The 23,303-nt window shown below is 41.4% G+C and carries 26 protein-coding genes; 11 read left to right on the top strand and 15 right to left on the bottom strand.

From position 1 onward, the window contains the following. Window positions 1-4: 4 nt before the first annotated feature. Together ACQY3F_RS02970 and ACQY3F_RS02965 are read right to left on the bottom strand one after the other, a co-directional pair. Window positions 5-736, bottom strand: coding sequence for a methyltransferase domain-containing protein (locus ACQY3F_RS02970; RefSeq protein ID WP_428353404.1), 732 nt, complete (start codon window positions 734-736; stop codon window positions 5-7). A 6-nt stretch (window positions 737-742) separates the two neighbouring features. Beyond that, window positions 743-1,036, bottom strand: coding sequence for a DUF1244 domain-containing protein (locus ACQY3F_RS02965; protein ID WP_428353403.1), 294 nt, complete (start codon window positions 1,034-1,036; stop codon window positions 743-745). A gap of 210 nt (window positions 1,037-1,246) precedes the next feature. Here ACQY3F_RS02965 and ACQY3F_RS02960 point away from each other — a divergent pair, with 210 nt between their 5' ends. From ACQY3F_RS02960 to ACQY3F_RS02945, 4 genes are read left to right on the top strand one after another with little or no spacing between them, the layout of a single operon-like run. Further along, window positions 1,247-1,798 carry a septation protein A gene (locus ACQY3F_RS02960; RefSeq protein WP_428353402.1) on the top strand — a complete coding sequence of 184 codons (552 nt, stop codon included), beginning with the start codon at window positions 1,247-1,249 and terminating at the stop codon, window positions 1,796-1,798. 3 nt (window positions 1,799-1,801) lie between these two features. Continuing rightward, window positions 1,802-2,104, top strand: a complete 303-nt coding sequence (locus ACQY3F_RS02955; RefSeq protein ID WP_428353401.1) for a YciI family protein — start codon at window positions 1,802-1,804, stop codon at window positions 2,102-2,104. After that, window positions 2,101-2,367 carry a BolA family protein gene (locus tag ACQY3F_RS02950; RefSeq protein WP_428353400.1) on the top strand — a complete coding sequence of 89 codons (267 nt, stop codon included), beginning with the start codon at window positions 2,101-2,103 and terminating at the stop codon, window positions 2,365-2,367. The genes ACQY3F_RS02955 and ACQY3F_RS02950 overlap by 4 nt, the downstream gene beginning before the upstream one ends. Window positions 2,368-2,382: 15 nt before the next feature. Then, a complete protein-coding gene (locus tag ACQY3F_RS02945; RefSeq protein WP_428353399.1) occupies window positions 2,383-3,336 on the top strand; it encodes a peptidylprolyl isomerase in 954 nt (317 codons plus the stop codon). Between the two features lie 113 nt (window positions 3,337-3,449). On the opposite strand, the gene ACQY3F_RS02940 is transcribed toward ACQY3F_RS02945, so the two are convergent. The 8 genes from ACQY3F_RS02940 to ACQY3F_RS02905 form a co-directional block, all read right to left on the bottom strand. Then, window positions 3,450-4,334, bottom strand: a complete 885-nt coding sequence (locus ACQY3F_RS02940) for a fructosamine kinase family protein (protein WP_428353398.1) — start codon at window positions 4,332-4,334, stop codon at window positions 3,450-3,452. Between the two features lie 19 nt (window positions 4,335-4,353). Beyond that, entirely contained in the window at window positions 4,354-4,899 is a 546-nt protein-coding gene (locus ACQY3F_RS02935) for a tetratricopeptide repeat protein (protein ID WP_428353397.1), read from the bottom strand. Window positions 4,900-5,232: 333 nt separating this feature from the next. Further along, window positions 5,233-5,649, bottom strand: a complete 417-nt coding sequence (locus tag ACQY3F_RS02930) for a hypothetical protein (protein WP_428353396.1) — start codon at window positions 5,647-5,649, stop codon at window positions 5,233-5,235. A 191-nt stretch (window positions 5,650-5,840) separates the two neighbouring features. Beyond that, entirely contained in the window at window positions 5,841-6,338 is a 498-nt protein-coding gene (locus tag ACQY3F_RS02925; RefSeq protein ID WP_428353395.1) for a hypothetical protein, read from the bottom strand. Window positions 6,339-6,439: 101 nt separating this feature from the next. Then, entirely contained in the window at window positions 6,440-8,098 is a 1,659-nt protein-coding gene (locus ACQY3F_RS02920) for an ATP-binding protein (protein ID WP_428353394.1), read from the bottom strand. Window positions 8,099-8,239: 141 nt separating this feature from the next. Continuing rightward, window positions 8,240-8,467, bottom strand: a complete 228-nt coding sequence (locus tag ACQY3F_RS02915; protein WP_428353393.1) for a FeoC-like transcriptional regulator — start codon at window positions 8,465-8,467, stop codon at window positions 8,240-8,242. Further along, window positions 8,464-10,776 carry a Fe(2+) transporter permease subunit FeoB gene (feoB, locus tag ACQY3F_RS02910; protein WP_428353392.1) on the bottom strand — a complete coding sequence of 771 codons (2,313 nt, stop codon included), beginning with the start codon at window positions 10,774-10,776 and terminating at the stop codon, window positions 8,464-8,466. Before feoB ends, ACQY3F_RS02915 begins: the two co-directional genes overlap by 4 nt. Next, window positions 10,776-11,018: a FeoA family protein gene (locus tag ACQY3F_RS02905; protein WP_428353391.1), complete on the bottom strand. Its 243-nt coding sequence runs from the start codon at window positions 11,016-11,018 to the stop codon at window positions 10,776-10,778. The genes feoB and ACQY3F_RS02905 overlap by 1 nt, the downstream gene beginning before the upstream one ends. Window positions 11,019-11,340: 322 nt before the next feature. Between ACQY3F_RS02905 and aat the strand changes: the two genes are divergently transcribed. Both aat and ACQY3F_RS02895 read left to right on the top strand, forming a co-directional pair. After that, a complete protein-coding gene (gene aat, locus ACQY3F_RS02900; protein WP_428353390.1) occupies window positions 11,341-12,030 on the top strand; it encodes a leucyl/phenylalanyl-tRNA--protein transferase in 690 nt (229 codons plus the stop codon). Further along, window positions 12,018-12,734, top strand: coding sequence for an arginyltransferase (locus ACQY3F_RS02895; protein WP_428353389.1), 717 nt, complete (start codon window positions 12,018-12,020; stop codon window positions 12,732-12,734). Before aat ends, ACQY3F_RS02895 begins: the two co-directional genes overlap by 13 nt. A gap of 240 nt (window positions 12,735-12,974) precedes the next feature. Here the strand turns inward: ACQY3F_RS02895 and ACQY3F_RS02890 are convergent, their stop codons facing one another. Beyond that, window positions 12,975-14,858, bottom strand: a complete 1,884-nt coding sequence (locus ACQY3F_RS02890; RefSeq protein WP_428353388.1) for an IS1634 family transposase — start codon at window positions 14,856-14,858, stop codon at window positions 12,975-12,977. A 196-nt stretch (window positions 14,859-15,054) separates the two neighbouring features. Between ACQY3F_RS02890 and ACQY3F_RS02885 the strand changes: the two genes are divergently transcribed. Continuing rightward, complete coding sequence (locus ACQY3F_RS02885) at window positions 15,055-15,552, top strand: GNAT family N-acetyltransferase (RefSeq protein WP_428353387.1); 498 nt, start codon at window positions 15,055-15,057, stop codon at window positions 15,550-15,552. Between the two features lie 201 nt (window positions 15,553-15,753). Here the strand turns inward: ACQY3F_RS02885 and ACQY3F_RS02880 are convergent, their stop codons facing one another. The 3 genes from ACQY3F_RS02880 to ACQY3F_RS02870 all read right to left on the bottom strand — a co-directional run bounded on the left by ACQY3F_RS02880 (window position 15,754) and on the right by ACQY3F_RS02870 (window position 17,541). Continuing rightward, a complete protein-coding gene (locus ACQY3F_RS02880) occupies window positions 15,754-16,167 on the bottom strand; it encodes a DUF1348 family protein (protein ID WP_428353386.1) in 414 nt (137 codons plus the stop codon). 25 nt (window positions 16,168-16,192) lie between these two features. After that, the gene (locus tag ACQY3F_RS02875) at window positions 16,193-16,747 is read right to left on the bottom strand and encodes a carboxymuconolactone decarboxylase family protein (protein WP_428353385.1); all 555 of its coding nucleotides are present in this window, start codon (window positions 16,745-16,747) and stop codon (window positions 16,193-16,195) included. 167 nt (window positions 16,748-16,914) lie between these two features. After that, window positions 16,915-17,541 carry a sigma-54-dependent Fis family transcriptional regulator gene (locus tag ACQY3F_RS02870; protein WP_428353384.1) on the bottom strand — a complete coding sequence of 209 codons (627 nt, stop codon included), beginning with the start codon at window positions 17,539-17,541 and terminating at the stop codon, window positions 16,915-16,917. 295 nt (window positions 17,542-17,836) lie between these two features. On the opposite strand from ACQY3F_RS02870, the gene rdgB reads away from it, so the two are divergent. From rdgB to ACQY3F_RS02850, 4 genes are read left to right on the top strand one after another with little or no spacing between them, the layout of a single operon-like run. After that, window positions 17,837-18,430, top strand: coding sequence for an RdgB/HAM1 family non-canonical purine NTP pyrophosphatase (gene rdgB / locus ACQY3F_RS02865; protein WP_428353383.1), 594 nt, complete (start codon window positions 17,837-17,839; stop codon window positions 18,428-18,430). A gap of 60 nt (window positions 18,431-18,490) precedes the next feature. After that, window positions 18,491-20,101: an NAD-binding protein gene (locus ACQY3F_RS02860; RefSeq protein ID WP_428353382.1), complete on the top strand. Its 1,611-nt coding sequence runs from the start codon at window positions 18,491-18,493 to the stop codon at window positions 20,099-20,101. Next, complete coding sequence (locus tag ACQY3F_RS02855; RefSeq protein ID WP_428353381.1) at window positions 20,098-20,799, top strand: potassium channel family protein; 702 nt, start codon at window positions 20,098-20,100, stop codon at window positions 20,797-20,799. The genes ACQY3F_RS02860 and ACQY3F_RS02855 overlap by 4 nt, the downstream gene beginning before the upstream one ends. Then, a complete protein-coding gene (locus ACQY3F_RS02850; protein WP_428353380.1) occupies window positions 20,796-21,305 on the top strand; it encodes a disulfide bond formation protein B in 510 nt (169 codons plus the stop codon). Before ACQY3F_RS02855 ends, ACQY3F_RS02850 begins: the two co-directional genes overlap by 4 nt. A 472-nt stretch (window positions 21,306-21,777) precedes the next feature. On the opposite strand, the gene ACQY3F_RS02845 is transcribed toward ACQY3F_RS02850, so the two are convergent. Beyond that, window positions 21,778-23,139: an IS1380 family transposase gene (locus ACQY3F_RS02845; RefSeq protein ID WP_428352976.1), complete on the bottom strand. Its 1,362-nt coding sequence runs from the start codon at window positions 23,137-23,139 to the stop codon at window positions 21,778-21,780. Window positions 23,140-23,303: the final 164 nt, after the last annotated feature.

Genomic DNA, 23,303 nt, shown 5'->3' with positions numbered 1-23,303 from the left:
AAAACTATTTTTGTGCAGTAACCAATGCGTTAACTTGGCAACGCTCAGTTAAGCTAATTTTGTCAAAGCCAGCTTGTTCTAATTGTTGCAGAGAAAATGATTCGCGCATGACGTGATTTTCCGATTCGTCAGCGAACAAGTGCACGATCCAGTGCTGTAATACATCCAGTTTATTAATTTTAACCAGTACATCAAAATAACCTGCAATATCATTTTGTAGCAGGCGGGTATGCGCCGAAATATCATCTAAACCGTAGCGGTCGCCATTGATAAATTTCCCTCCAGGCTTTAATACGCGATAAATTTCATTGATCACATCTGCCCGATAAGTATCTAAAAAATTATGTATCGTATAAGCGGAAGCAACTAAGTCTATGCTAGAAGTCGCAGTATTTTGCAATACACTTAAGGCATCACGTCCATCAAAGGTAAGTCGCCCTTGTTCAGCCCATTCGCGCAAACTCTGTTTCGCCTGGTTCTGCATAGTAGGTTCACTGTCCACAGAAACAACCTTAAGCGATTCATTTGCCGATAGAATTGATAAGGTCGTTATTCCTGTTCCACCCCCTAACTCTAATACCGAGAGTGTTTGGTTAGCGTGCGCACGAGCATATCCCTCAACCGCCTCTCCAACCAATTGACTCATCTTGGTGGCCAAAGGACAAATTAACTTTAGCGTTTCATACTCCTCACCAATTACACCAGAAAACATTGCATCAAACTGCTTATCATCCATTATTAATTACGTTCCTTTTTTACTCTCAAATATAGCCATTTGTTCCGCTGTTGCCTGCTTATGAAATTGCGCTTTCCAATCGCCATAAGGCATACCATAAACATATTCTCGTGCAGCATCGTAATCCATGGACTCACCCTTAGCTGCAGCTGCAGCCATATACCATTTAGCCAGACAGTTACGGCAAAAGTCCGCCAGATTCATTAAATCTATATTTTGTACTTCTGTATGTGCTTGTAAATGCGCTATTAATTGTCTAAAAGCAGCGGCTTCAAGTTCAGTTTGTAGATTCGCGTCCATCATTCCCCCTGAATAAATAATTTATTCTAGCAGAAAGCCTAAGTACTTCATGTACAAAAGTAAAAAAAACACCTACAATTGATAACAATTAGAGACTGAATCTATTGTTTTAAACTGATTTTTCTAGGTTTATAGACTAATTCCAACTATATTGATCTATTCCTCCAGACAAGTATTGATTTTTACATACTTATCCCCATTTCTATTTTCATGAATAAAATAATATTTGATTTCTTCCCAATTGCGCTGTTTTTTATCGCCTATAAAAGCTACGACTTATATGTTGCCACAGCGGTTGTCATTGCTGCTACTATCGTGCAAGTTGCTTATAGTTGGTTCAGACATAAAAAAGTAGAAACCATGCAATGGGTCACTTTAGGTTTAATGGTGACTATGGGTGGGGCCACTCTATATCTACAGGATGAGCAATTTATCAAATGGAAGCTCACCATTATTGAATGGCTATTTGGCGCAGTTCTACTCGGAAGTCATTTTATTGGCAAAAAAACCATTATCGAAAAAATGATGGGGGCCAATCTCGAGTTACCAAAAAAAATCTGGTCTGTTTTAAATTTTATGTGGGCGCTGTTTTTTATCAGTGTCGGCGCTATCAATATCTATGTTATGTTTAACTACGATACTGAAACCTGGGTAGACTTTAAAACCTTCGGTGTTCCTGCGTTAATGGCTGTTTTTATTTTGCTACAGGTTATCTTTATGTACCGGTTCATGCCTGAGCCCGAAGCAGAGGCCGAGGAATAGCTCATGTTATACGCTATTCTAAGCGAAGATATTGCTGACAGTCTGCAAAAGAGAATGTCTGCACGCCCTGCCCATCTAACACGCTTACAAGATCTACAAGACCAAGGTCGTCTCGTTATTGCAGGCCCACACCCAGCCATAGACAGCAATACTCCAGGGGATGCTGGCTTTACCGGCAGCCTGGTGATTGCAGAATTTGTCAGTTTAGAACTCGCCAAAAACTGGGCTGATAATGACCCCTATCTGGAAGCTGGTGTTTATGCAAAAGTTTCCGTTAAACCTTTTAAGCAGGTATTTCCACAATGACCGTTGATTTAATAAAATCATTACTCACAGAATCCTTATCCCCCGAGCAACTAGAAGTAGCCGATAACAGCCAGGCACATGCAGGCCATGCAGGCGCTCAAAGTGGCGGTGGACACTATCATGTACGAATTGTCTCCAGCGCCTTTGAGGGCAAATCATTAGTACAACGTCACCAATTAATTTATAAATCCCTAGGCGATTTAATGAAACAAGAAATTCATGCTCTAGGTATCGATGCTTTCACACCAACCGAGTCAAACTAAAGGAAAATGACCCTTATGAAATTAAAAACAATCCCTTTATTACTTGCAGGATCAGTTTTGTTAACTGCTTGCCAACAAAATGCCAATAACATCACAGCATCTAACATTCAAAAAGAAGATGCTATAGCGGTTGTTAATGGTCAATATATCAGCAAATTTGCACTTGATACATTGACGGCTGAAGTAAGCGAGCGAGGACGTGGGCAAAAAATCCCTACAGAAAAACTGATTGATGAACTCGTTAGACGTGAATTACTAGTTCAAGAAGCTAAAAGTAAAAATCTACAGGCAACTCCTGAAATTCAGCAACGTTTAGCAATGATGCAAAATGCTATGTTATCGAAACTTGCAGTAGACGACTATATTAAAGCAAATCCGGTAACTGATGCTGAAATAAAAGCTGAATATGATAAACAGATTGCTAAAGTAGCATCAACTGAATATAAAGCTCGACATATTCTGGTTGCTAAAGAAGGTGAAGCTATCTTAATTATCGCAGAGTTAGATAAAGGTAGTGATTTTGCTGAGTTAGCTAAAAGCAAATCAACTGGCCCATCTAAAACACAAGGCGGTGATTTAGGCTGGTTCTCAGCTAAACAAATGGTTCCACCATTTTCAGAAGCTGTTATTGCTCTGGAAAATGGCTCATATACAAAAACACCTGTTCAGACTCAGTTTGGCTGGCATATTATTCTACGTGAAGATGCTAGAGAGCAAACTCCTCCTCCATTAGAGGCCATTAAGTCACAACTAGAGCCTATTGTACAAAGAGAAAAAGTTGCAGCCTATCTGGATTCATTAGAGAAAAACGCTAAAGTTGAAATTCTTTTACCAGCAGAAGTTCCAGCACTTGCGCCAGCCACTATTGTTGAAACTGTCACTGAAGAAGTCACAGCAACATCTGACACTGCGACTGAAACAGTAGAAGCAGTAAAAGTAGAAGTAGTACCTGCTCCAGCTGCAAAATAGTATTGTTTTAGCAGCTCCATAGACGAATACGCCTGCTACTCCTTGGGATTAGCAGGCGTTTCTGTTAGTACTGTCCTGAAAAAAACCGTTGCGTAAGTGTTCAAGCCTGATTGTCAGGAGTATTCACTTATTAATTGCTGCGTCATCGCTTCTGCCTGATGTAAATAACCACTGCCAAATAAGTTAAGATGGTTCAAAATATGGTACAAATTGTACAAAGTTTTGCGTGTTTTATAACCTGAATCTAAAGGCCAAGCCTGATTATAAGCAGCATAAAAATCCGCACCAAAGCCGCCAAACAACTCAGTCATCGCTATATCGGCTTCTCGGTCACCATAATAACAAGCAGGATCATAGATAATCGCCTGCCCAGCAGTATCTGCCGCCGCATTACCAGACCATAAATCGCCATGCAGCAAAGAAGCCTGAGGCTGGTAGTTAGAAAAAAACTCTGGAATCAACTGAGACAGCTTAACGCCTTGTGACTGAATTTTTCCAGTAAAGCCATTGTCAAATGCCAATTTTAATTGCGCTGTCAAACGCTGTTCCTGCCAGAAACTCACCCAGTTACTATTTCTGCTGTTGCTCTGAGGGTTGCTGCCAATATAATTATCTTGATGCCAACCAAAGTAGTCTTGCCTGATTTGATGCATTTCTGCTAATTGCCTACCAAGCTGTCTTTGAGTCGCCTGCTTAGCGGGTTTTAATTCAACATATTCCATCACTAAATAAGCGTTTTGCCCAGATACTCCATAGACAACAGGCTCTGGAATGCGCAATGTCTCTGTTTTCGCCAAATCTTGCAAACCCAAAGCTTCTGCTGCAAACATTTCCAATAAATCCGCTCTATTCTCTTTAACAAAATAGTTTTTCTCCGTCCCCTGTAGATAATAGACTTGATTAATATCTCCACCATGCATGGCATTAACTTTTAATAAGTTAAAATTTTGTCCACTAGCCTGTTCAATCTGTTCAATAACCGCTTGCCAGTCTTTCATTCTCTACAGCCTCTTATCTCTAAAACTTTTTAGCTTGCTTCCTGGCTTGCTTTGCTCCTGACTGATTGCCCATTTGATCACGCGCCTCAGCAATTAATAACCAGTTTTTCTTTTTTAAACTGGCATTTCCTTGCGCTAATAACTCGGACTTCTTAGCCAGATTCTCCGCTAGTTCCGGCTGGCCTTGTTGCAATCTTAATGATGCTAGCTTGTACAATAATAAGGCATTACGAGGTTCTATATGTAAGGCACGTTCGATCGTAGTCACTGACCCATCTAAATTACCCTGCTGATAACTGCTATCTGCTTCTGCAAGTAAGGCTACAACAACATTCGACGATTTTGGTTTACTTTTAACCGCGAGATCTTGTTGTTTGAGAATGACCGGGTCTTGTACACCTTTAACCTGTGTTGCCTGATCAGCTGTATTAACAGAAGATTTTTCTTTATTAGCTGAACGTCCTGACTTTCCATACACAGGTGCAGGATCCTGTTTAGTTGCAAAACCACTACAGGCGGTTAATAACCAGATACAACAAACAAGTAAAGCGCTTTTTATTTTCATTTAAACTATTTTTATCAATAATGAGAGCTTGAGCTCTTAATTCTACCTGATTACGTACAACTCTCAGCCATAGTAGAATAAGGCTTGAAACATCAGTATGTTAAAAACCTCGTCATTCTCGAAGTCTTGTATCGGGAATCTAGGCTTATCCGACTAGATTCCTGCTTAAACCATGCAGGAATGACGAAGTATAGCTGAGGGTTATGGGTAATCAGGTAATTCTATACAGGTTAAAAAACTTAGGACGCAGGGGAAATACAGGAAATATTGGAAATTTAATTCCCCGTATTCCGCAAGCTTCATACGGGCTACTACTTTGATATACTTTTATTGCTAATCTTGCAGAGCAGCAATATCTGCCGCGATGTCATCTAGGGATTTTTGCGTTTGTAGCGCTTGCCATAAAGCGGGGTCTTTTTGCATACTGGTTTTAACTGCATTTTCCAGTAAAGCCCTACTGGCTTGCCTGTCTAGGCCAACTAATATATAAACTCTACCTTCTGGCCCCCTAAGCGATTTATATTGTTTAGCTGCTTGTAAAGTTGCAGGAGAAATATTGCTTAGCACGCTTGCCCCAGCTTGAATCGCAACTGCACTCTCGATTCCAGGTGAACTTAAATACTGGATAGTGTTAATACTGGCTTTAGCTTTAAATAACTCGGTAAGATTTTTAACGGCAGCAATTTCAGCCATATCTTGCATATAGTTTAACCCTGCTGCTGATTGATCTACAACACCAATAGCTTGCAACGCCAGATCCGCTACAGACCCAGCCAGGAGCCGTTTGCTGATTAGGAAATATACAGACTACTTGAATATTCCCCTCCTGCACTGACTGCTGAGCGCAAGCGAATAAACAAATGACTAAAAAAAATATTAATGGAAGCTTTAAAAACCCCAAAACCAATCTCCCATTGTGCAATGTTTGTTGCATAAATCAATTAAAAAGCGAGAAAAAAAACCAGTGTAAAACCCGTGCAATAAGCTGACACTAATTTAATTTTACTGAGTAAAGAAAGTCCCTGCCAACATGATGTCTTACTCCTTTTATATTTTAACCAGTCTGCCCTTATATGCCTTTTTAAATGATAAACGAATCTAAACCCATGAAACAATTTATATAGGCCAAAAATGACAATGAGCATTGCCAGATTAACAATAATCGCTTCATTTTGATGCTTATCGGTAGGTAAAGCTTCTGCCATTATCGACTCAAGTAACTCCTCGATAACTTCAATAATAAGATGGATGATTTCAAAAATAAGATCTAGTAAAAAAAACACTAAATCCACCAAAAAATCAAAAGTGAAAATTATGGTAAATAGTAAAAGAAACTTCAGAGCTACATTAATCAACATTTGCTTGTCAGAATGCTGCTCTTGAATATAAGGCTCAGTTGCTTCTGCAACTATTTTATCTTTATTATTAGACTGTTCCATAGTTATAATTAGTGCTCGTTAAAGAATAAATACATCAATAGCAGCTATATAATGCAGTACATTTTATCCTTACAAATTATAACTTATTTCTTTGACACGCTTCACTTATGTGTTTGCGTGCGCCACAAATGAACAATTTCATCCACATCTATCTCGTCAACCCCTTCGCGCCAACTGGTAAAATAATCTACATCATTACTCTTAGGCTCTGGATCGGGTTTATAAATTTGCACGCGCGTAGGCAACGGCGCCGCTTCACCCAAGATTAATGCCTCTCCTCGACCCAATGAGGCCAGTATATCAACCAAATCACCTTCAGCTTCAGGCACCAGACCTCTAATATAGTCCTGATCATCCGGGTTAGTGGTACGTAAGCAAATAAAGGAACTGCATTGTGCCAGCATGGTTTCTGATAGCTCAGTGGGTCTCTGACTTACTACCCCAATCGACACCCCGTATTTCCGTCCTTCTTTTGCAATACGCTCCATCTGGCGCTTTGTGCCTTCGTATTGACTATGCTTCTCTCTGGGAATATAGGCATGGGCTTCTTCGCATATAAGCGTGATGGGGAATTCTCGTCTTTTTGGATTCCAGTAATTAAATTCAAAGGCAAGCCTTCCTACCTGAGCACAAACAGCAGGCCTTACATCGGTAGGAATAGAACTTAGATCAATAACTGTAACATTAGAGTTATAAGCGCCTACACCGACAAATTCGCGTAATAAATCGGCCATAGTTGCGGAGCTATTGCGTTTTTTAGGTTTAAGTAAGAAATCATACCGCACATCATTAAAACGGCTTTGCATGCGCACTAAAAATTCATCAAACTGGCCAAATAATGCCCCAGTCACTTTACCAAATTCTTTTCTCTCTTCATTTGCATTTTTAAATTGTCGGTACATTTCGGCTAGCGAAAAGTAAATTGGTGTATCCACGGAGACGACCCCTAAGCCAATTTCTTTAGCTGTCTCACGCTTCAATTGCTGTAACACCTCACGCATAAAAGCCATTTGAATAGAAGCACCTGACTCTGACCGATCAATAAATAAATCTATTAGCTCCGCATAGGTCATCATCCAGTATGGCATTTCCAGCTCAGTCGCTTCTACATAATTAACCGTACCCTCAGGAAATGCCGATTGAATTTTACCGGCATCGTCCTTCCAGCAATATTCACCATGCAAATCCAGTAAAATCAGATTGCTTTTAGGCATGGCTTTTATAGTATGCTGAATTATACTGGTAACGGCCCATGATTTACCCGAACCGGTTTGTCCTACAATGGCAAAATGTCGCCCAAACAAAGCACGCGGATCCAGACTTAAATGATAATCTTTATGTGCAGAGAGTTGACCTATAAAGAATTCATAACTTCTAAATTGCGAAAAAATAGCATTAATTTCAGCAAGACCGACAGCATAAACTTTGGCTCCCGGCGTTGGGTAATGGCGCACGCCACGAATAAAAGTTTCATCTTCTTTTAATTCCCCAACCGGAATTAATGAGAAAAAACGATCCGATATGCGCTTTCCTTGTTCGAAACGATCTGTTTCGCGCATTTTGAAGACCATAGCCAGAACGGCTATATTGGCCTGACGAATAACCACATAAGAACCGATATTGGCAGCTAACATTTGCTCGTTATCAATGGTCAGTAAGGGAGTTTCTGTTGAAAATTCTTCGACTACACGTGCTTCCATGCCATCTCCTCTCACCTCAGTAAGAGTGCCTATTAAAATACTGGGTTGCTGCTCAGCCATTAAGGTCCCCTGTTATTTAGCTAATAGTGTTAGCTTAGTCCAGTTTGGTATTTTAGTTAAGAGTCATCGAAAAAAAAGAAGTGCAATAACTTTAGCTATTGCTGCTTCTGCTTATGTAAGCATCGAGCGAATTTATGCAAGCTATCCTTTACCCACCCATTCATACAGCTCGGTCATTGCAGGATCACATTTACAACAACCTGTACCACAATTAGCACCTGCATCCAGTCTTTTCACCTTTCCTTTACTGACCCACTTACTCAACATACCACGCAGTGCATCGGCATCTATATCAAAATGGGTAACCATATCAAGTAACGAAAGGCGTTGGCGTTGTTTAAGATAATCACGCAGTTCGGATAAAATCATGCGACCTCCTGTTTCAATTCTTGTCTGCCGGCTAACCAGAAAGCAAAGATGACACTACTAAACATAAACAGTAATCCCATTACCCAGAGCAAGGATGTTTCTCTATGCTGTGTAAAGGTTGCTAATTGGTAGAAAATGGTGGCTGTCATATAGGCGATTCCGGTCGTCCAGGAAACGACAAATATCGCCCATTTAGTGCCCGTTTCGCGTTGAATTGCCGCTGTTGCTGCAACACATGGAGCATACAGCAAGATAAACAATAAATAGGCAAATGCCCCTGCCTTACCATCAAATCGCGCTTGCATCTCACCAAAGGTTCCACGACTGACTTCTTGTGCTTCTGCCGCAGCTTGCGTATCGCTTACTTCACCAATATTAAGTCCCAGAGGATCAAGCAAATTATCTGCTACTGCCATGAGATTCACAGGGATTGTCAACGTTGCATCAATCAAGCGTTGTTGCAGATTAAAGGCAGGCTGTTCCAGCTCTACGCCTTCTAGCGCTAACTGGCTATATAATGCATCCAGCGTACCGACCACGGCTTCTTTAGCCAGAATTCCGGTAAAAATTCCTACCGTCGCAGGCCAGTTTTCTTCACGAATCCCCATCGGTTGAAATACCGGTACCAAGGTACGTCCTATTTCACTTAATACAGATTTCTGTGTGTTTTCCTTACCAAAACTACCATCGATACCTAGTGAGTTAAGAAAGTTAAGCACTAAAACCATCGGCACAATCACTTTACCCGCATTAATCAAAAAAGTTTTTAAGCGTTCCCAGGTGCGAATCATAATACTCTGCAAGGTTGGCAAATGATAATTCGGCAATTCCATAATAAAGGGCATAGACTCCCCTTTAAACAAGGTATGGCGCATAATCAATCCGGTTAATACGGCGACCATAATGCCAAACACATACAAAGCAAACACTAGATTTTGGCCACCTACCGGGAAAAAAGCAGCAGCAAATAAAGCATATACAGGTAAGCGCGCCCCGCAAGACATAAAGGGGTTCATAATATTGGTGAGTATTCTATCGCGCTGACTTTCCAGCGTACGTGTAGCCATAATTGCCGGTACATTGCAGCCAAAGCCTACAATCATCGGCACAAATGACTTACCGGGTAAACCAATCATGCGCATAAACCGGTCAACGACAAATGCAGCACGTGCCATATATCCAGAATCTTCCAATAAAGATAACACCAGAAACAGGAAGCCGATGATAGGAATAAAGGTAGCAACCACTTGCACTCCGCCTCCCGCACCACTAGCGAGTAAAACGACCAACCATTCCGGAAGTGATAATGCAGTTAATAGCTCAGCAAACCCATCGACAAAGATAGCTCCGGCAGCTTGATCAAAAAAATCAATAAAGGCACTACCAATATTTATAGTGATCATAAACATCAGATACATCATCAATAAAAAAATGGGGATACCTAAATAACGGTTTAATACCCACGTATCTATCATATTAGTCATCCCTCGACTAACTTCATTTAGCTTATTAACACAGCTTTGCGTTATTTGATTAACCAGACCATAACGTGCATCAGCCGCTAGAATATCGACTTCATCGTCTGTTGCATCTTCTATCGTTTGTTCCAGAATTTCAGCCTGATTGACAAGCTCACTGCCGGCTATTTTCTGTGCTAATGTATCTCTTTCTAATAAACGAATCGCCAACCAGCGCGTATCACATTGATGCTCAATAGCTTTTTGTAATAAGTTTATTGATAAAGTAGCGATTGCTTTTTCTATTTCTGGATGATAAGCAACCTCTAAATGCGGAACAGGTTGCTCAACTGCCGCAAGATTAATGCTGGACTTGAGCTCCTTTACACCCTGACGAATAGAAGCAGAAACGGGAATAACCGGACAAGCCAGTTGTTGCGACAATTTCTGTATATCAATTTCCAGACCGCGTTGTGCAACAACATCCATCATATTCAGCACAATAATCATCGGCACACACATTTCAATTAACTGTGACGTTAAATACAAATTACGCTCGATATTAGAAGCATCCAGAATATTGATAATTAAATCCGCTTCTTTAGCCGCCACATAATCCCTTGCTACGCGCTCATCCAGCGAAATTTCATTATCGGCCTCTAAAGAATAAGTCCCAGGCAGGTCAACGACTTCAATTTGTTTCCCATCATGGCTATACTCACCCGTTTTCTTTTCTACAGTGACACCCGGCCAATTGCCCACATGCTGGCGTGCGCCAGTTAATGCATTAAAAAGTGTTGTCTTACCGCAATTGGGATTACCGACAACCGCAACTGTATAATCAATTTGCATCAAACTTTCTCTATACTTAATACATCCGCTTCATTTTTACGCAAGGTCAAAGAAAACCCTCTCAACGCAATTTCCACAGGGTCGCCTAGCGGCGCAAAGCGCACTATAGAAAATTCAGTCCCAGGCGTTAAACCCATTGCTAGCAAACGCTTTCTATAGGCTCTACCCTGCTTGCTGAAACCTGTTACTCGTCCTTTTTCACCAATAGCTAAATCTTTCAGGTCAAATAATCTCATGTCCATTTACGTCTCCTTCAAGAGCAAATATTTATCTAATTAATAATCATTCTCATTACTGCTATTAAATATAGCATATTCCACAATAAAACACCCTTCTTTTATGCTTTTAACTGCACTAAATTAATATATTCTAATGAATGCTAAACTATTAGCACTATTCAGCCCTGTATTGCTAAAAATACTAATGAAAAAGGCCGACAATAGTCTCTGGATTAACCCAAAGAATGCAGCTAAAGATATACCTATATTTACTTAATTTCTAGCTTGCCTGGTTTATTTCGGGCATGATACCTAAGGTATAATCATAATAAAACCTGCTTATTATATGCTTACAGTTCTTGACCCAAATTTAGCAAATCAGGAATTCCCACCCGTTAACCTAGCCCTAAGTGAGCCTGATGGCTTGTTAGCAGTTGGCGGCTGCTTATCCACTCAGCGCATAATCAATGCCTACAGCAGGGGTATTTTCCCCTGGTACAGTGATGCAGACCCGATTTTATGGTGGTCACCCGATCCCCGACTTATTATTTTTCCTGAAAAATTACATATTTCTAAAAGCCTGCAAAAAACCTTACGCAAACAGCACTTCCAGATTAGCTTTGATACTGCGTTTGCCGATGTCATAAAAGCCTGCGCAAGCCCTCGGTCGCAAGAGTCTGGCACCTGGCTTACTGCAGCAATGCAAGCTGCCTATATACGTCTGCATAGGGAAGGTTATGCACATTCAGTTGAAGCCTGGCACGATGATAAGCTGGTCGGAGGCTTATATGGCATTGCTGTGGGCCAGGTATTTTTTGGGGAATCTATGTTTCACCACAAAACAGACGCATCTAAAGTCGCCTTTGTCAGCCTGGTTCAACAACTCAACGACTGGGGTTATCAATTAATAGATTGCCAGGTTCACACTCAGCACTTGATTAGTCTCGGGGCAGAAGAAATAACTCGTACTCGCTTTTGTTCATTGCTAAAACCATATCATCAACGCAATCCGGCCACCTCAGCATGGCAAAAATGATTTCAATTCCCTTATATCTCGATAGAGCACATGAATGCAGCTACCTGGAGCAGCGTAACGCACAATTTGCCTATATACACCCGGACTTTTCACTGACAAATGATCATTATTCCCAGCTAATTAGTCAAGGTTTTCGACGCAGTGGTAATCATGTCTATCAACCCCACTGCACTTCATGTAAACAATGCGTTCCAGCACGCCTGGCTGTCGCTGACTTCAAAGCATCACGACAACAACGTAGAACCTTAAAAAAGAATACTAATATAGACGTTAAAATCAAACCAGCGAGATTTGAGCAAGCACATTTTGAGCTTTTTCAATACTACCAACAAAGCCGTCACGCGGATGGCGAAATGGTCAATACAACTCAGGAAAATTACATTAATTTTCTCAGTAGTGACTGGTGCAACACCCTATTTGTCGAGTTTAGCTGCAATAATGAATTAGCAGGCGTTGCAGTGGTCGATTTACTCGATAATGCACTGTCTGCTGTTTATACATTCTTTGATCCTAAATTTTCTGCGCGCAGCCTTGGAGTCTATGCCGTCTTATGGCAAATCGAACATGCAAAATCACTGGGGTTAGAATGGCTTTATCTCGGATACTGGATAGAAAATTGTCAGAAAATGTCTTATAAAAGCAACTACCAGCCGCTACAAGGTTTAGTTGATAATCAATGGCATTTGCTATCTCAAGAGCTCTGATTTTTTTGGGTCCATTCCCGAACGAAGGAACGCGCACGGAATAACTTAAGCAACTGGCTAGTCTTTTTATCCGTCTTCTGCGTTGTAGAAACTGTTACGTAGCTGGCTATGCGCCAGTTTCTACGTCTTGAATACGAATAAAAATCCTGCGCCAGATGCTCAACTTATTTCGTGCGCGTTCCTAACCCATCTTCGTGACTTATACAGTCAATTCCCCATTATTTCAATGAGTTAAATTTTTCAATCGGTCTCAGTTGGCACTACAGATTTCATATCAACGGTCGTTTTAATTTTTCCTATCGGGTCGGGGTTAATATTCAAAGCAGTATAGATTTGTTTTTGTCTGGTTTCTGCTTTGCTTGTGGTTCGCAAGTGAATGATTGTATCGTTATCAGTGGGTAAGGTAATGGTCAAACGTTGCTGGGTCGACATAATGTTGCGAATGCTTTCCCAGCTTAGATGAATGCCCTGCAGTTTAAGCTGATAACGCAGTGTATGTACCAAGTGGTAAGCTAATAATGTAATGAATAGCTGTCCGGTAACCCGGTCTTCTTTTTGGTGGTAGACAGGGCGCAAACCCAGTTCGGTTTTCAGGCTTCTAAAGGTCGCTTCAATCTCTGTGAGCATGGTATAGGTCGTCCATAACTGTTCTTCCGACCAGTCAGGGATATTTGTTCTTAGGCAGTACACACCACAGTGTTGATCTTTCTGGTCACTTTCAGGTTTACGTTTCCATTCGATACTGGTGGCTTTGTTTTTTTTGTCATCCGCCATGACGTTGATGGTGTAGTCAGCAGCAACGCGGCTATGTTTTTCACGTAGCCGGCCGATACGTTCCAGTATTTTGTCGTATTTTTTAAGGGTGCCTTTTTTGCTCAGGCCCGTGTGCAGTTTTTCCAGGGCTTCTTCCAGACGAACATGAAAGCGGTTACGGATACCTTGTTCTTTTTTTGCCTTTTGTTCTGAGTGACAATAGAGTCGGGTTTCCCTGGTTTCTGGATCAACTTCACGATACACAACGACATTACTGTCCGGGGTATCCCTGACTGTTACCGGGCTTTCCTGGTCTCTTGGGTTTTTTACGTGCTGTTCTCGACTGACGACGAGATAATGATAATCTTGTTCGATTAACCAGGCAACATTGTCGGCACTGGCAATGCCGGCATCCATGATAACCACCGGCTTTATTTGATGAAAGGGATCCTTGTCTCGCAGTCCCTCAAGCATGAGCTTCAGAGTCGCGGGCTCACTGGCATTGCCGGGAAAAACCTGACTACTCAATGGGAAACCGTCACCATCCAAAATCAGCCCCAGGGTCACTAGTGGACAGTCTGTGCGTTTCTCTTTGGAGCGACCGAATTGCGCTTTCGGGTTTTGGGTACATTGGCCTTCAAAATAAGTATTGGTCAGATCGTACAATACAATCTTGCGGTTTAAATTGAATAAAGTCTGCTCGCGGTTAGCCAGAAATGATTCAAGAGTTGCCTGGTGTTTGAGTAACTTGTCACTGACCGTATATAATCGTGTCAGGCTTGTATTGCCGTAGTCATGATCCAGCAGCTCACCCAGCCCCGTTCGATTTTGCAACCAATCATGTGTTTTCAATTCACTGCCGGGTGAAACTATACGTCCGATGATACTGCCCAGTGCTGTCACCGTATCGATTTTATTAAAGCCCAGTGCTGTGAGTTTCTCATCTAGCTGCAATTGCTGTGCAGCATGCAGTGCCAAGGTTTCCACGCCTATACTGCGGGCATTAATGGCTTCGACATGGTTAATATCAACAGAATGATAATCCCGTTCTGAGCTTTGTGAGTCTAGTGGTTGTGACAGTTTTGCAGTCATCAGTGCGCTATAGCGTTGAGCCGTTGCTTCCAGCAGTTGATTTAAATCATCAGCTAAATGGAATAGCTCTTCCTGATGGGGTTCCGAACCTTGTTGTAATTGTTCAATTCTGGCCGTTAGCAGGGGCCAATACTTTTTCTCGATAGTAAAGTCCGCACCTATATTGAGCAATGTGCGTTGCTTGACTTGTTTCCCTATACGAAAAGACTCAACAATGCGGTAAGTGAAATAAGCGGAGCCGTCTTCCAGACTCTTTGTTTTGGTTCTTCGAATATACATGCCACTAGCATCAAGGAAAAACCAGGAAAAATCAATAGGCAGAGCAAACTAAAATGGCACTACAGGAGCCTCAAAAAAAACACCTTTGATTTTAAAGGAGCTTTTTTGATGAAAATTTTATGCGAACGATAAATCAATAACTTGGAAAGATAAAAGTGACGAAGATGGGCTAAGGAAACCTACGACTAATGTACAAATGCTCAAATTTAACTTAGTTACAAGCCCCAAAGATATAACCAAGATCAGCCAGCTTGCCTTTAAAATTTGGAATAGCCATTACCCTTCAATAATTGGCCAGCAACAAGTTGACTATATGTTAGCTAATTTTCAGAGCATAGCCGCAATTCAGCAACAGATTGTTGATCAATTAACCTATTTCATCGTAGAAAATGATAATACGCCTATTGGATACTTTGCTGTCCGCCATTTTCCGAAACTAAATAGCCTACAAATTAGTAAGTTGTATATCGGCGCAGAACAACAACGGCGAGGAACGGGAAAAGCCACCCTGTTATTTATTCAAGACTATGGCCAACTCCGTGATGTTCATAAGTTATGGCTGACTGTCAACCGACATAATTCTGATGCAATACTTTTTTATACAAAGCTTGAGTTTGAAATAGAAAACAGTCTTTTGATAGATATTGGTAATGGCTTTGTAATGGATGATTACAAAATGTCAAAAATTATCTAGAATTTAAATTCACTAGCTAAGGAACGCTCCGGCCTTTTTTAGACAGTTTTGAGTAATGTATATTTCCAATACCCTTGCAAAAGAAACCCTGTTACCGTTAAACCTAGAAACCACAGTTGACTGCGATAAACCTAAAAACATCAATTGAACGCTATATTTCCTTATAACCTGATGAAAAAGCGCTTTTTTTAGGTTTAAGTTTTAGTATAATTCACGTTCCGAAGCATTCATCGGTTTATCATTAATACTCGCAATTCGTCGTTGCATTAGGCCATTTCCAGCAAACTCCCACAACTCATTCCCATAAGAACGAAACCATTGGCCAGAGGCATCATGCCATTCATACCTAAAGGTTACCGCGATACGGTTGCCTGTATAGCTCCAGAGTTCTTTTTTTAAGCGATACTCCAGCTCTTTGTCCCATTTACGGGTAAGAAATTCAATGATATTTTTCCGTCCAGAAAATATTTCTGCGCGATTACGCCACTGGCAATCGAGAGTATAAGCACTAGCAACTTTGGTTGGATTTTTACTATTCCAGCCATCTTCAGCCAGCTGCACTTTTTGAGTTGCCGTTGCTAATGAAAACGGGGGTAGCGGTGGTCGATTTTCCATGGTAATTTCTTCCTGTTATGTAGTTTTATTCAGCATCAGAGTTACTGCTACCAGGTATACCCGACAAAAACTCTGCGTCAATCGGTGTATCATTGATCTGGCTAACATAATTACTGATTGTTTTGAAACTAATTCCCAGCACATGTTGCTTTTGATACCCAGCCTTATAAAAAGCCTGGAGAGCATCGTGCTGAACCCAGCCTTCAGTTTCCAGCATAGCGCGTGCGAAAGTACGCAATGCTTCTAACTTGGGATCAAGCAACGGTTCGCTGTAGTACACGGCGCTAATGACTTGTTTGGGAATTTTCTGCATTTTTGCCAGGGTGCCATGAGTAGCAAGGCAATAACAGCAATTCCGATAACGGCTAATACTCAGGAGCAGTAGTTGTCGTTCAACGAGGGTAAAGGCGGTTTTATCGAACAGGGTAGACAGAGTTTGATAAGCTTCTAAAACGATAGGTGATGTAGCAAGCTCAGCGTATAAGTTAGGTACAAAACCTATTTTCTTTGCTGTGTGCTGCAGTAACAATCTGGATGCTTGAGCTACTGTCCCTATTGTAGGGTGGGGGTATTCTGTCATTTTAATTCTCCTGAATAGTCATTGATAATAACTAAAGCAGGAGCCATGCCAGAATCTATAAAATCATTTAATATAAATTAAAACAGTAACTTACAAATAGAAAAAAGTAGTTTTAATCAATATAAAAGTAAATATTCTACGAAATATAGTGAATTAACCTTATTTCGTTAACCCGAAGTGCTAGCTCTGCGAATACCTAATTTACTCATTCGAGAGCGTAAAGTATTAGGGTGCATTTCAAGAATAGAAGCGGCCCCCTGTTCGCCAGAAATTTGCCAACCGGTACCTTCAAGAATTTTTATAATATATGCTTTTTCCATCTCCGCCAAAGTAAGCACAGGCTGGTCGTCGCCTATCATATTCTCTGCTCTTTTCTTAAGCACTGGAATTTGCAAAATATGTGAAGATGACAGAATGACAGCACGTTCTATCACATTCTCCAGCTCTCGGATATTACCTGGCCAGTTATAGTTTAATAGATTATCGATGACTGCTTGCGGAATTTGAGTTATGGGTTTACCCATTTTTTGCGCATATTTATTGGTAAACCATTGAGCGAGAACTGAAATATCTTGCTGACGCTCACGTAGGGGTGGCAAAGTTAAAGGAAAAACACTGAACCGGTAATAAAGATCTTCACGAAAATTCCCTTCGGGTACCATTTTATTCAAATCGCGGTGAGTAGAAGGAATCGAAAGCAGGGTCCCGAATTGCGAATCAAACCAATGCGAGGGGGCAGGCTCGATTGATTCACCTGCTGGAATTATCGACTTTTTCTCGGCGGCACATACCATTAAAGAAATGTTGCACCCATCTACCCGGCTTTTACCTGAGACTGTCTAATACCTCTAGGACTTATGGGATCCGTGCATTCCGCATCTAATCAGAGTGGCTTACGGGCAATGAACGCAATTAACACTCCTCTTGTCGCTTAAGATAGCTATAATTAACAGACACGCTTGTGCAGCGCCCCTTAAATTTGCGATATAAAAAACAGCATTACTAATTATTGGTATTTTTTTTATTACTTATTTCGGGGCTGCTGTACTAGTAACCGCCTATCTCTTATTGATAAATTCAAACCGCCCTATGTCTCTTCCTAATTCAGATAAAATTGTCTTGGCCAGTGGCAATGCTGGCAAGATCAAAGAAATACAAGCTATTTTGAGTGATTATAAAATTGTTCCTCAGCAGCAATTTAATATCCAGGAAGCCGAGGAAACGGGCAGTACTTTTATTGAGAACGCAATTATCAAAGCCAAGCATGCTGCATTGCATAGCAACTTACCCGCCATTGCTGATGATTCCGGATTAGTTGTCGATGCTTTAAAAGGCGCTCCTGGAGTTATTTCAGCGCGTTATGCAGACACCAAGGCAACGGATCAGGAAAACCTGCAAAAATTACTCGATGCTATGGTCGATATTCCAGAGTCGCAGCGTAGCGCGCGCTTTATTTGCGTGATAGTGCTCATGCGTCATGCAAATGACCCTTTCCCGCTGATTGCGCAGGCTAGCTGGGAAGGCAGGATTTTAGACCATCCACAGGGTGCTAACGGCTTTGGTTACGATCCGATTTTCTGGGTAGCTGCTGAAAACTGTAGCTCAGCTGAATTATCTGCACCAAGAAAAAACCAGTTAAGCCATCGGGGTCAGGCATTACGCCAATTAGCCAGCTTGCTATAAACATCTCCGGTTCGGACGTGTTTTTCTAACAATGATGTAGTAACTTGCACATAGACAACCATGCATACTCGTTTAATACTCTATATTGCCTACAGTCTGAAAGCCTCTGCTCGTTATCAACGTAGCAAAACTTTTTTCTATGATTTACTAGAAAACCCGCAATGCAAGCTTAAGTCCTATTTTGATGTATTCATGATTATGCTGGTCATCAGCAGTGTCTCGCTACTGCTCTATGAGGTTGAACATCAAACCACTGCTTGGGCTGTCTCATTTGAAAATTTTGTGGTCAGCGTTTTTATCATTGAATACCTGTTGCGCGGCTGGATATACTCTGATATGCATGCCTCAATTATCAAACAGCATGAAAATACTGAGTATCTGGGCACGCCATTTCATTTGCATAAGGCGCTGGGGCAAATTATTGCCGACAAGCTCAGCTATATCTTTTCTCCCAGTGCTATTATTGACCTACTCGCTATCCTACCTAGCTACAGGCCCTTACGGATTTTACGTATCTTTCTGATTTTTCGTTTATTCAAATTATTTCGCTATTCGCAAAGCATCCAGATGTTTACCGGCGTACTGAAAAATAAACGCTTTGAATTAACCATGCTGGCAATCTTCATGGGGTTTTTAATTTTTATAGCTAGCACCGCCATCTACATGTTTGAAAATGAAAAAATGGGCGGCCAGATCACTGATCTTTATGATGCATTCTATTGGGCAGTGGTCACTATTTCTACCGTAGGTTATGGAGATATAACTCCCGTCACCCACGGAGGGCGTTTAGTCACAACCGCATTAATTATTTCTGGCTTAGGATTATTAGCTTTTTTCACGTCTATTATAGTCGCCGCTTTTAGTGAAAAAATGTATGAATTTCAGGAAGAACGAGTCCTATCTAGTATTGAAAAATTATGCGATACAACCATTGTTTGTGGCTTTGGCCGTGTAGGCCAAGATATAGCCCGACAATTACACACTAATAAACAAAACTTTGTTATCGTTGATAAAAATGAACAACACATCGCCCTGGCCAAGCGTAATGGCTATATTGCATTATTGGGTGATGCTAGTAAAAACTCTGTTTTAGAACAAGCGGGGATCAATCATGGCGCTAAAGCCATTTTATGCATTACCGGAGATGATGTTGCCAATGTGTATATCACCTTAACCAGCCGTTATTTAAACTCGGACATCACCATTATTGCCCGTGCGAACCATGAAGATAATGTTAAAAAAATGTATCAGGCCGGCGCAAATTATATAGTCCAGTCTTATACTATTGCTGGGCTATTAGCAGCAGAATACATTGGCCACCCGGTAGCTTTTGAAGCGATAAACGGCATTCTGCATGGTCAGCATGATGTCCAAATGGAGGTACTCAATATCCACCCGGGTTGCTTTCTGGAAGGCATCTCAGTAGAGCAGGCAGATTTCAATCAATACAAAGCCCGGTTGATCGGCGTGGTCAGCAAAAACACCGACCATGCCAAACGCAGAAATAGATACAAGCTGCGTAATCAGCACTTTTACTTTAACCCCGATCCCGGTTTCATACTTTGTGCAGGGGATATTTTAGTTTTGATAGGCCGCCATCTGAGCATCGAGTACCTGCATGATTTAATTGCAACCAGTTGTTTGCAAAAGAAACTTGAGAAGTCTTTATGAGCCAGAATCTGATTGCTATATTTGGCTTTAACCGCATGACACTTGAGCTAATTACACAACTGAATGAAAAGCAAAATAAACTGGTTATTCTGGATGCAGATCCAGTAAAAATTGACCTGGCGCTACAAAAAAATTTACCCGCGCAGTTAATGGACTACAGCCAGGATGATGACCTGATTGCATTAGGTATCGGTTCAAAGGTAACAACGCTATTTTGTTTTTTAGAAGAGGATTCAGAAAATGTATTCCTGACACTGTCTGCACGCGCACTGGATAAGGATCTAAAAATAATCTCTGTGGTTAACCAGCCAGAGTCTGCCGAAAAACTCCTGGCTGCGGGTGCCACTAAGATTATTGACCCATTTGAAATCTGTAGCAATAAAGCCTATCAATTATTGACCAAACCCAGTATTACCTGGGTTTTAGACGAAGTTGTTTTCGGCCGCGCTGATTTACATATGGCCGAAATAATCATCCCTGATAATTCACCTCTGGATCAAACCTACACTAGCGAATTACATTTAAATGAGAAATATAATTTATTTTTAATCGGTGTTGTCGATAAAGAACTAGGAGACACGTTATACTTTTCTTTAGGTGAACAAGATCACAAACTCGATTCAGGCGATATTTTAGTTGTTTTGGGTGCTAATCGGGACATACGCAAATTTAAACAAGAAATAGGAGTTATTCAATGATGCAATTTAAAGCCAGAACCTGGTTTTTACTTGGCTTTCTAAGCTGTTTTTTCATGTTAGCCGTAGGCGCATATTTTCAATTAGTCGAGGAGATGGAACCCTGCCCATTATGCATATCGCAACGGATTGCCATTTTAATTACCGGCATCACCTTTCTTATCGCTGCCCTGCATAACCCGGCAAAAAAAGGCGTACATCGCTATGCAATACTAGGTGCAATATTTGCCCTGGCGGGTTCTGCAATTTCGGCACGGCATGTTTGGCTACAAAACCTGCCGCCCGAAGATGTACCTGAATGCAGTCCCGGGTTAAGCTATATTTTTGAAAACTTCCCATTAAGCGAAACTTTTAAGCTTATGCTTAGCGGTACGGGCGAATGCGCCGATGTATTATGGACACTGTTTGGCTTGAGTATCCCAGGCTGGACCTTTATCGCCTTTCTAGGCCTAGCCTCTTTAAGTCTGTATCAACTTATCAATAAGGTTCAACCTAAAAACCGCAGTTGAACGTTAAAAAAAACTCTAAGCATTCGAATATAAACATAATTACCGTAACAACTGATCACCGACAGGGTGCACAGACTCCTCTTCACGGTTTTGTGAATAAATCTGAGCGCGAAATACTGCGTTACAGCTATTGCCAAAGGCTACGGCCATTGCCTGCTAGCTGTGCCTTGTCTTTCGCACTCAGATTTTCCACAAAATCCCTGCTCAACTGCTATTTCTAGGTTCAATAATGTACAACCTAAATCCTGCAAGCCCATATTTTGACTCTCATTAACCTGTCTAGCTAAGTGGTTATTAGGTTTTTACTGCCGCTTTGCCAGCCCTCTTTGTCCAACCGATCAAAATATCCAGATTTAAATCATAAATAGAGGAAATTTTTTGTATCGTATGGATATCCCCCGAGCCCAAGGCAATAAACACCCTGCCAACGTGCCATGACCTTTTAATCAAAGTGACTTAACTTCGGTTAATGTTAAGCGAGTAACCCCACCTTAACCCAATCATCCCATTCCTGTGGATAGAGCGGACCTGCAGGTGTTCTGACTCTCAGCTGATTATTGCCTGTGAGTAATTTTCCAGCCACCCGAATCAGATAAGTACGAAGTGTATCCGGCTCCCATTGGCACAACGTTTTGTTGCCACTCAATTGAGCCATCCAGCGCACGGTATTGTAGGCAAGAACGGCGCAATGAAATAATGCGGCATTAGCCAGAAATTGATTCGTTCTGATTTTACCTAAACCCATTTGTGATTTTGCTTCTTCAATCCATGTTTCGCACGTCGCTCGTTCACCATACTTCTTATGTGTTTGCCAAGGCGATAGAGGTTCAGTTGTTACATAACAAAAATAGTCATATTCTGCCGTATCCCAAAGCTCGGACTGAGGTCCTGTCACTTGTTTAGGTTGCTTTATCCTGACCGCGACAAACTGACGAGAGCGAGACCAGCCACCACAACGATATTGAAACTCGCTCTGCTCCCAACCGGGTCGGCCTTGTATGGCTGTCCAGGCCTGTTTGGCCAGCAATGCGTTCAAATTCTTAAGTTTAACCTTTATTAGATACCCATGCCCTCTGGTATCGAGAAATTCAAGCAAATCACCGACAAAATAACCACTGTCACCGCGAAAAATAATGCGCATCCGATTGGGCAAGTGTGCAAGTAACTGTTTGGTAAATTCTACAACACCATTGCTTGTAAAGGCATTGCCTGTCCGGAACCAGGCTTGTAAAATTTCTTTTGTTTCCGCTAGAAAAGCGAGTTGTGGATGGTATGAACGGGCACCTTTCTTTTTGGGGTTGAAGCCTTTGGCACTTCCTTCTTGTCGACCACAAACGGTGTCCACAGTTGAATCGACATCGACCCACTGGACGGATTGTATGCCAGTTTTCGATTTTCCGGAACGAAGCAATCGCCGCCAGTGTTGACCACGCAAAGTATGCGTGAGCGTTTCAAACTGGCTTATCTGCCTATCACTTACTTCTTTAAAGATCCGTAAAATTGTGGTTTCAACAGGAATCTTTATCCAGCCAGCTACTTTGCGCAGTACGCTATCTGCCCATACGGTCGTCACCTTTGCCATTGATGTTGCTCCCCCCATCATGCCAACCAACGTCAATAGAACCACATCAGATAAGTGATGGTCTGCATTTTCACCCCGCCGATGTGGAACGCTTTGTTTTACGGTTTTTTCAAAACCTATCCTGTCTAAATATTTCACGACGGGAATCAGTCCCGCCTGGCTTGTCAATCCATGTGCTGTAGATGTCATTTTTACCGTTCGGGTACGGTTTCTTACGTGAGATGAGGATTTTGATACTTTAGAGGGCTTCATTAAAACAATGAGATAGTGAAATCAGGAAAATGATATTATATCATTGTTTAATAAGGAGTTTTGTGGATTATTATGTATAATGCTTGCAGGATTTAGGTACAAAAAAATATTTTTACTACCCTTACTATTACTAAGTTTTAACTCTGTTGCCGACACATCCTCAC

Origin of the sequence: Methyloprofundus sp. (assembly GCF_965251085.1) — a bacterium.
Taxonomy (GTDB): Bacteria; Pseudomonadota; Gammaproteobacteria; order Methylococcales; family Methylomonadaceae; genus Methyloprofundus.
The sequence above is the reverse complement of the archived record's forward strand: the minus strand, read 5'-3'. Positions and strand labels throughout refer to the sequence as shown.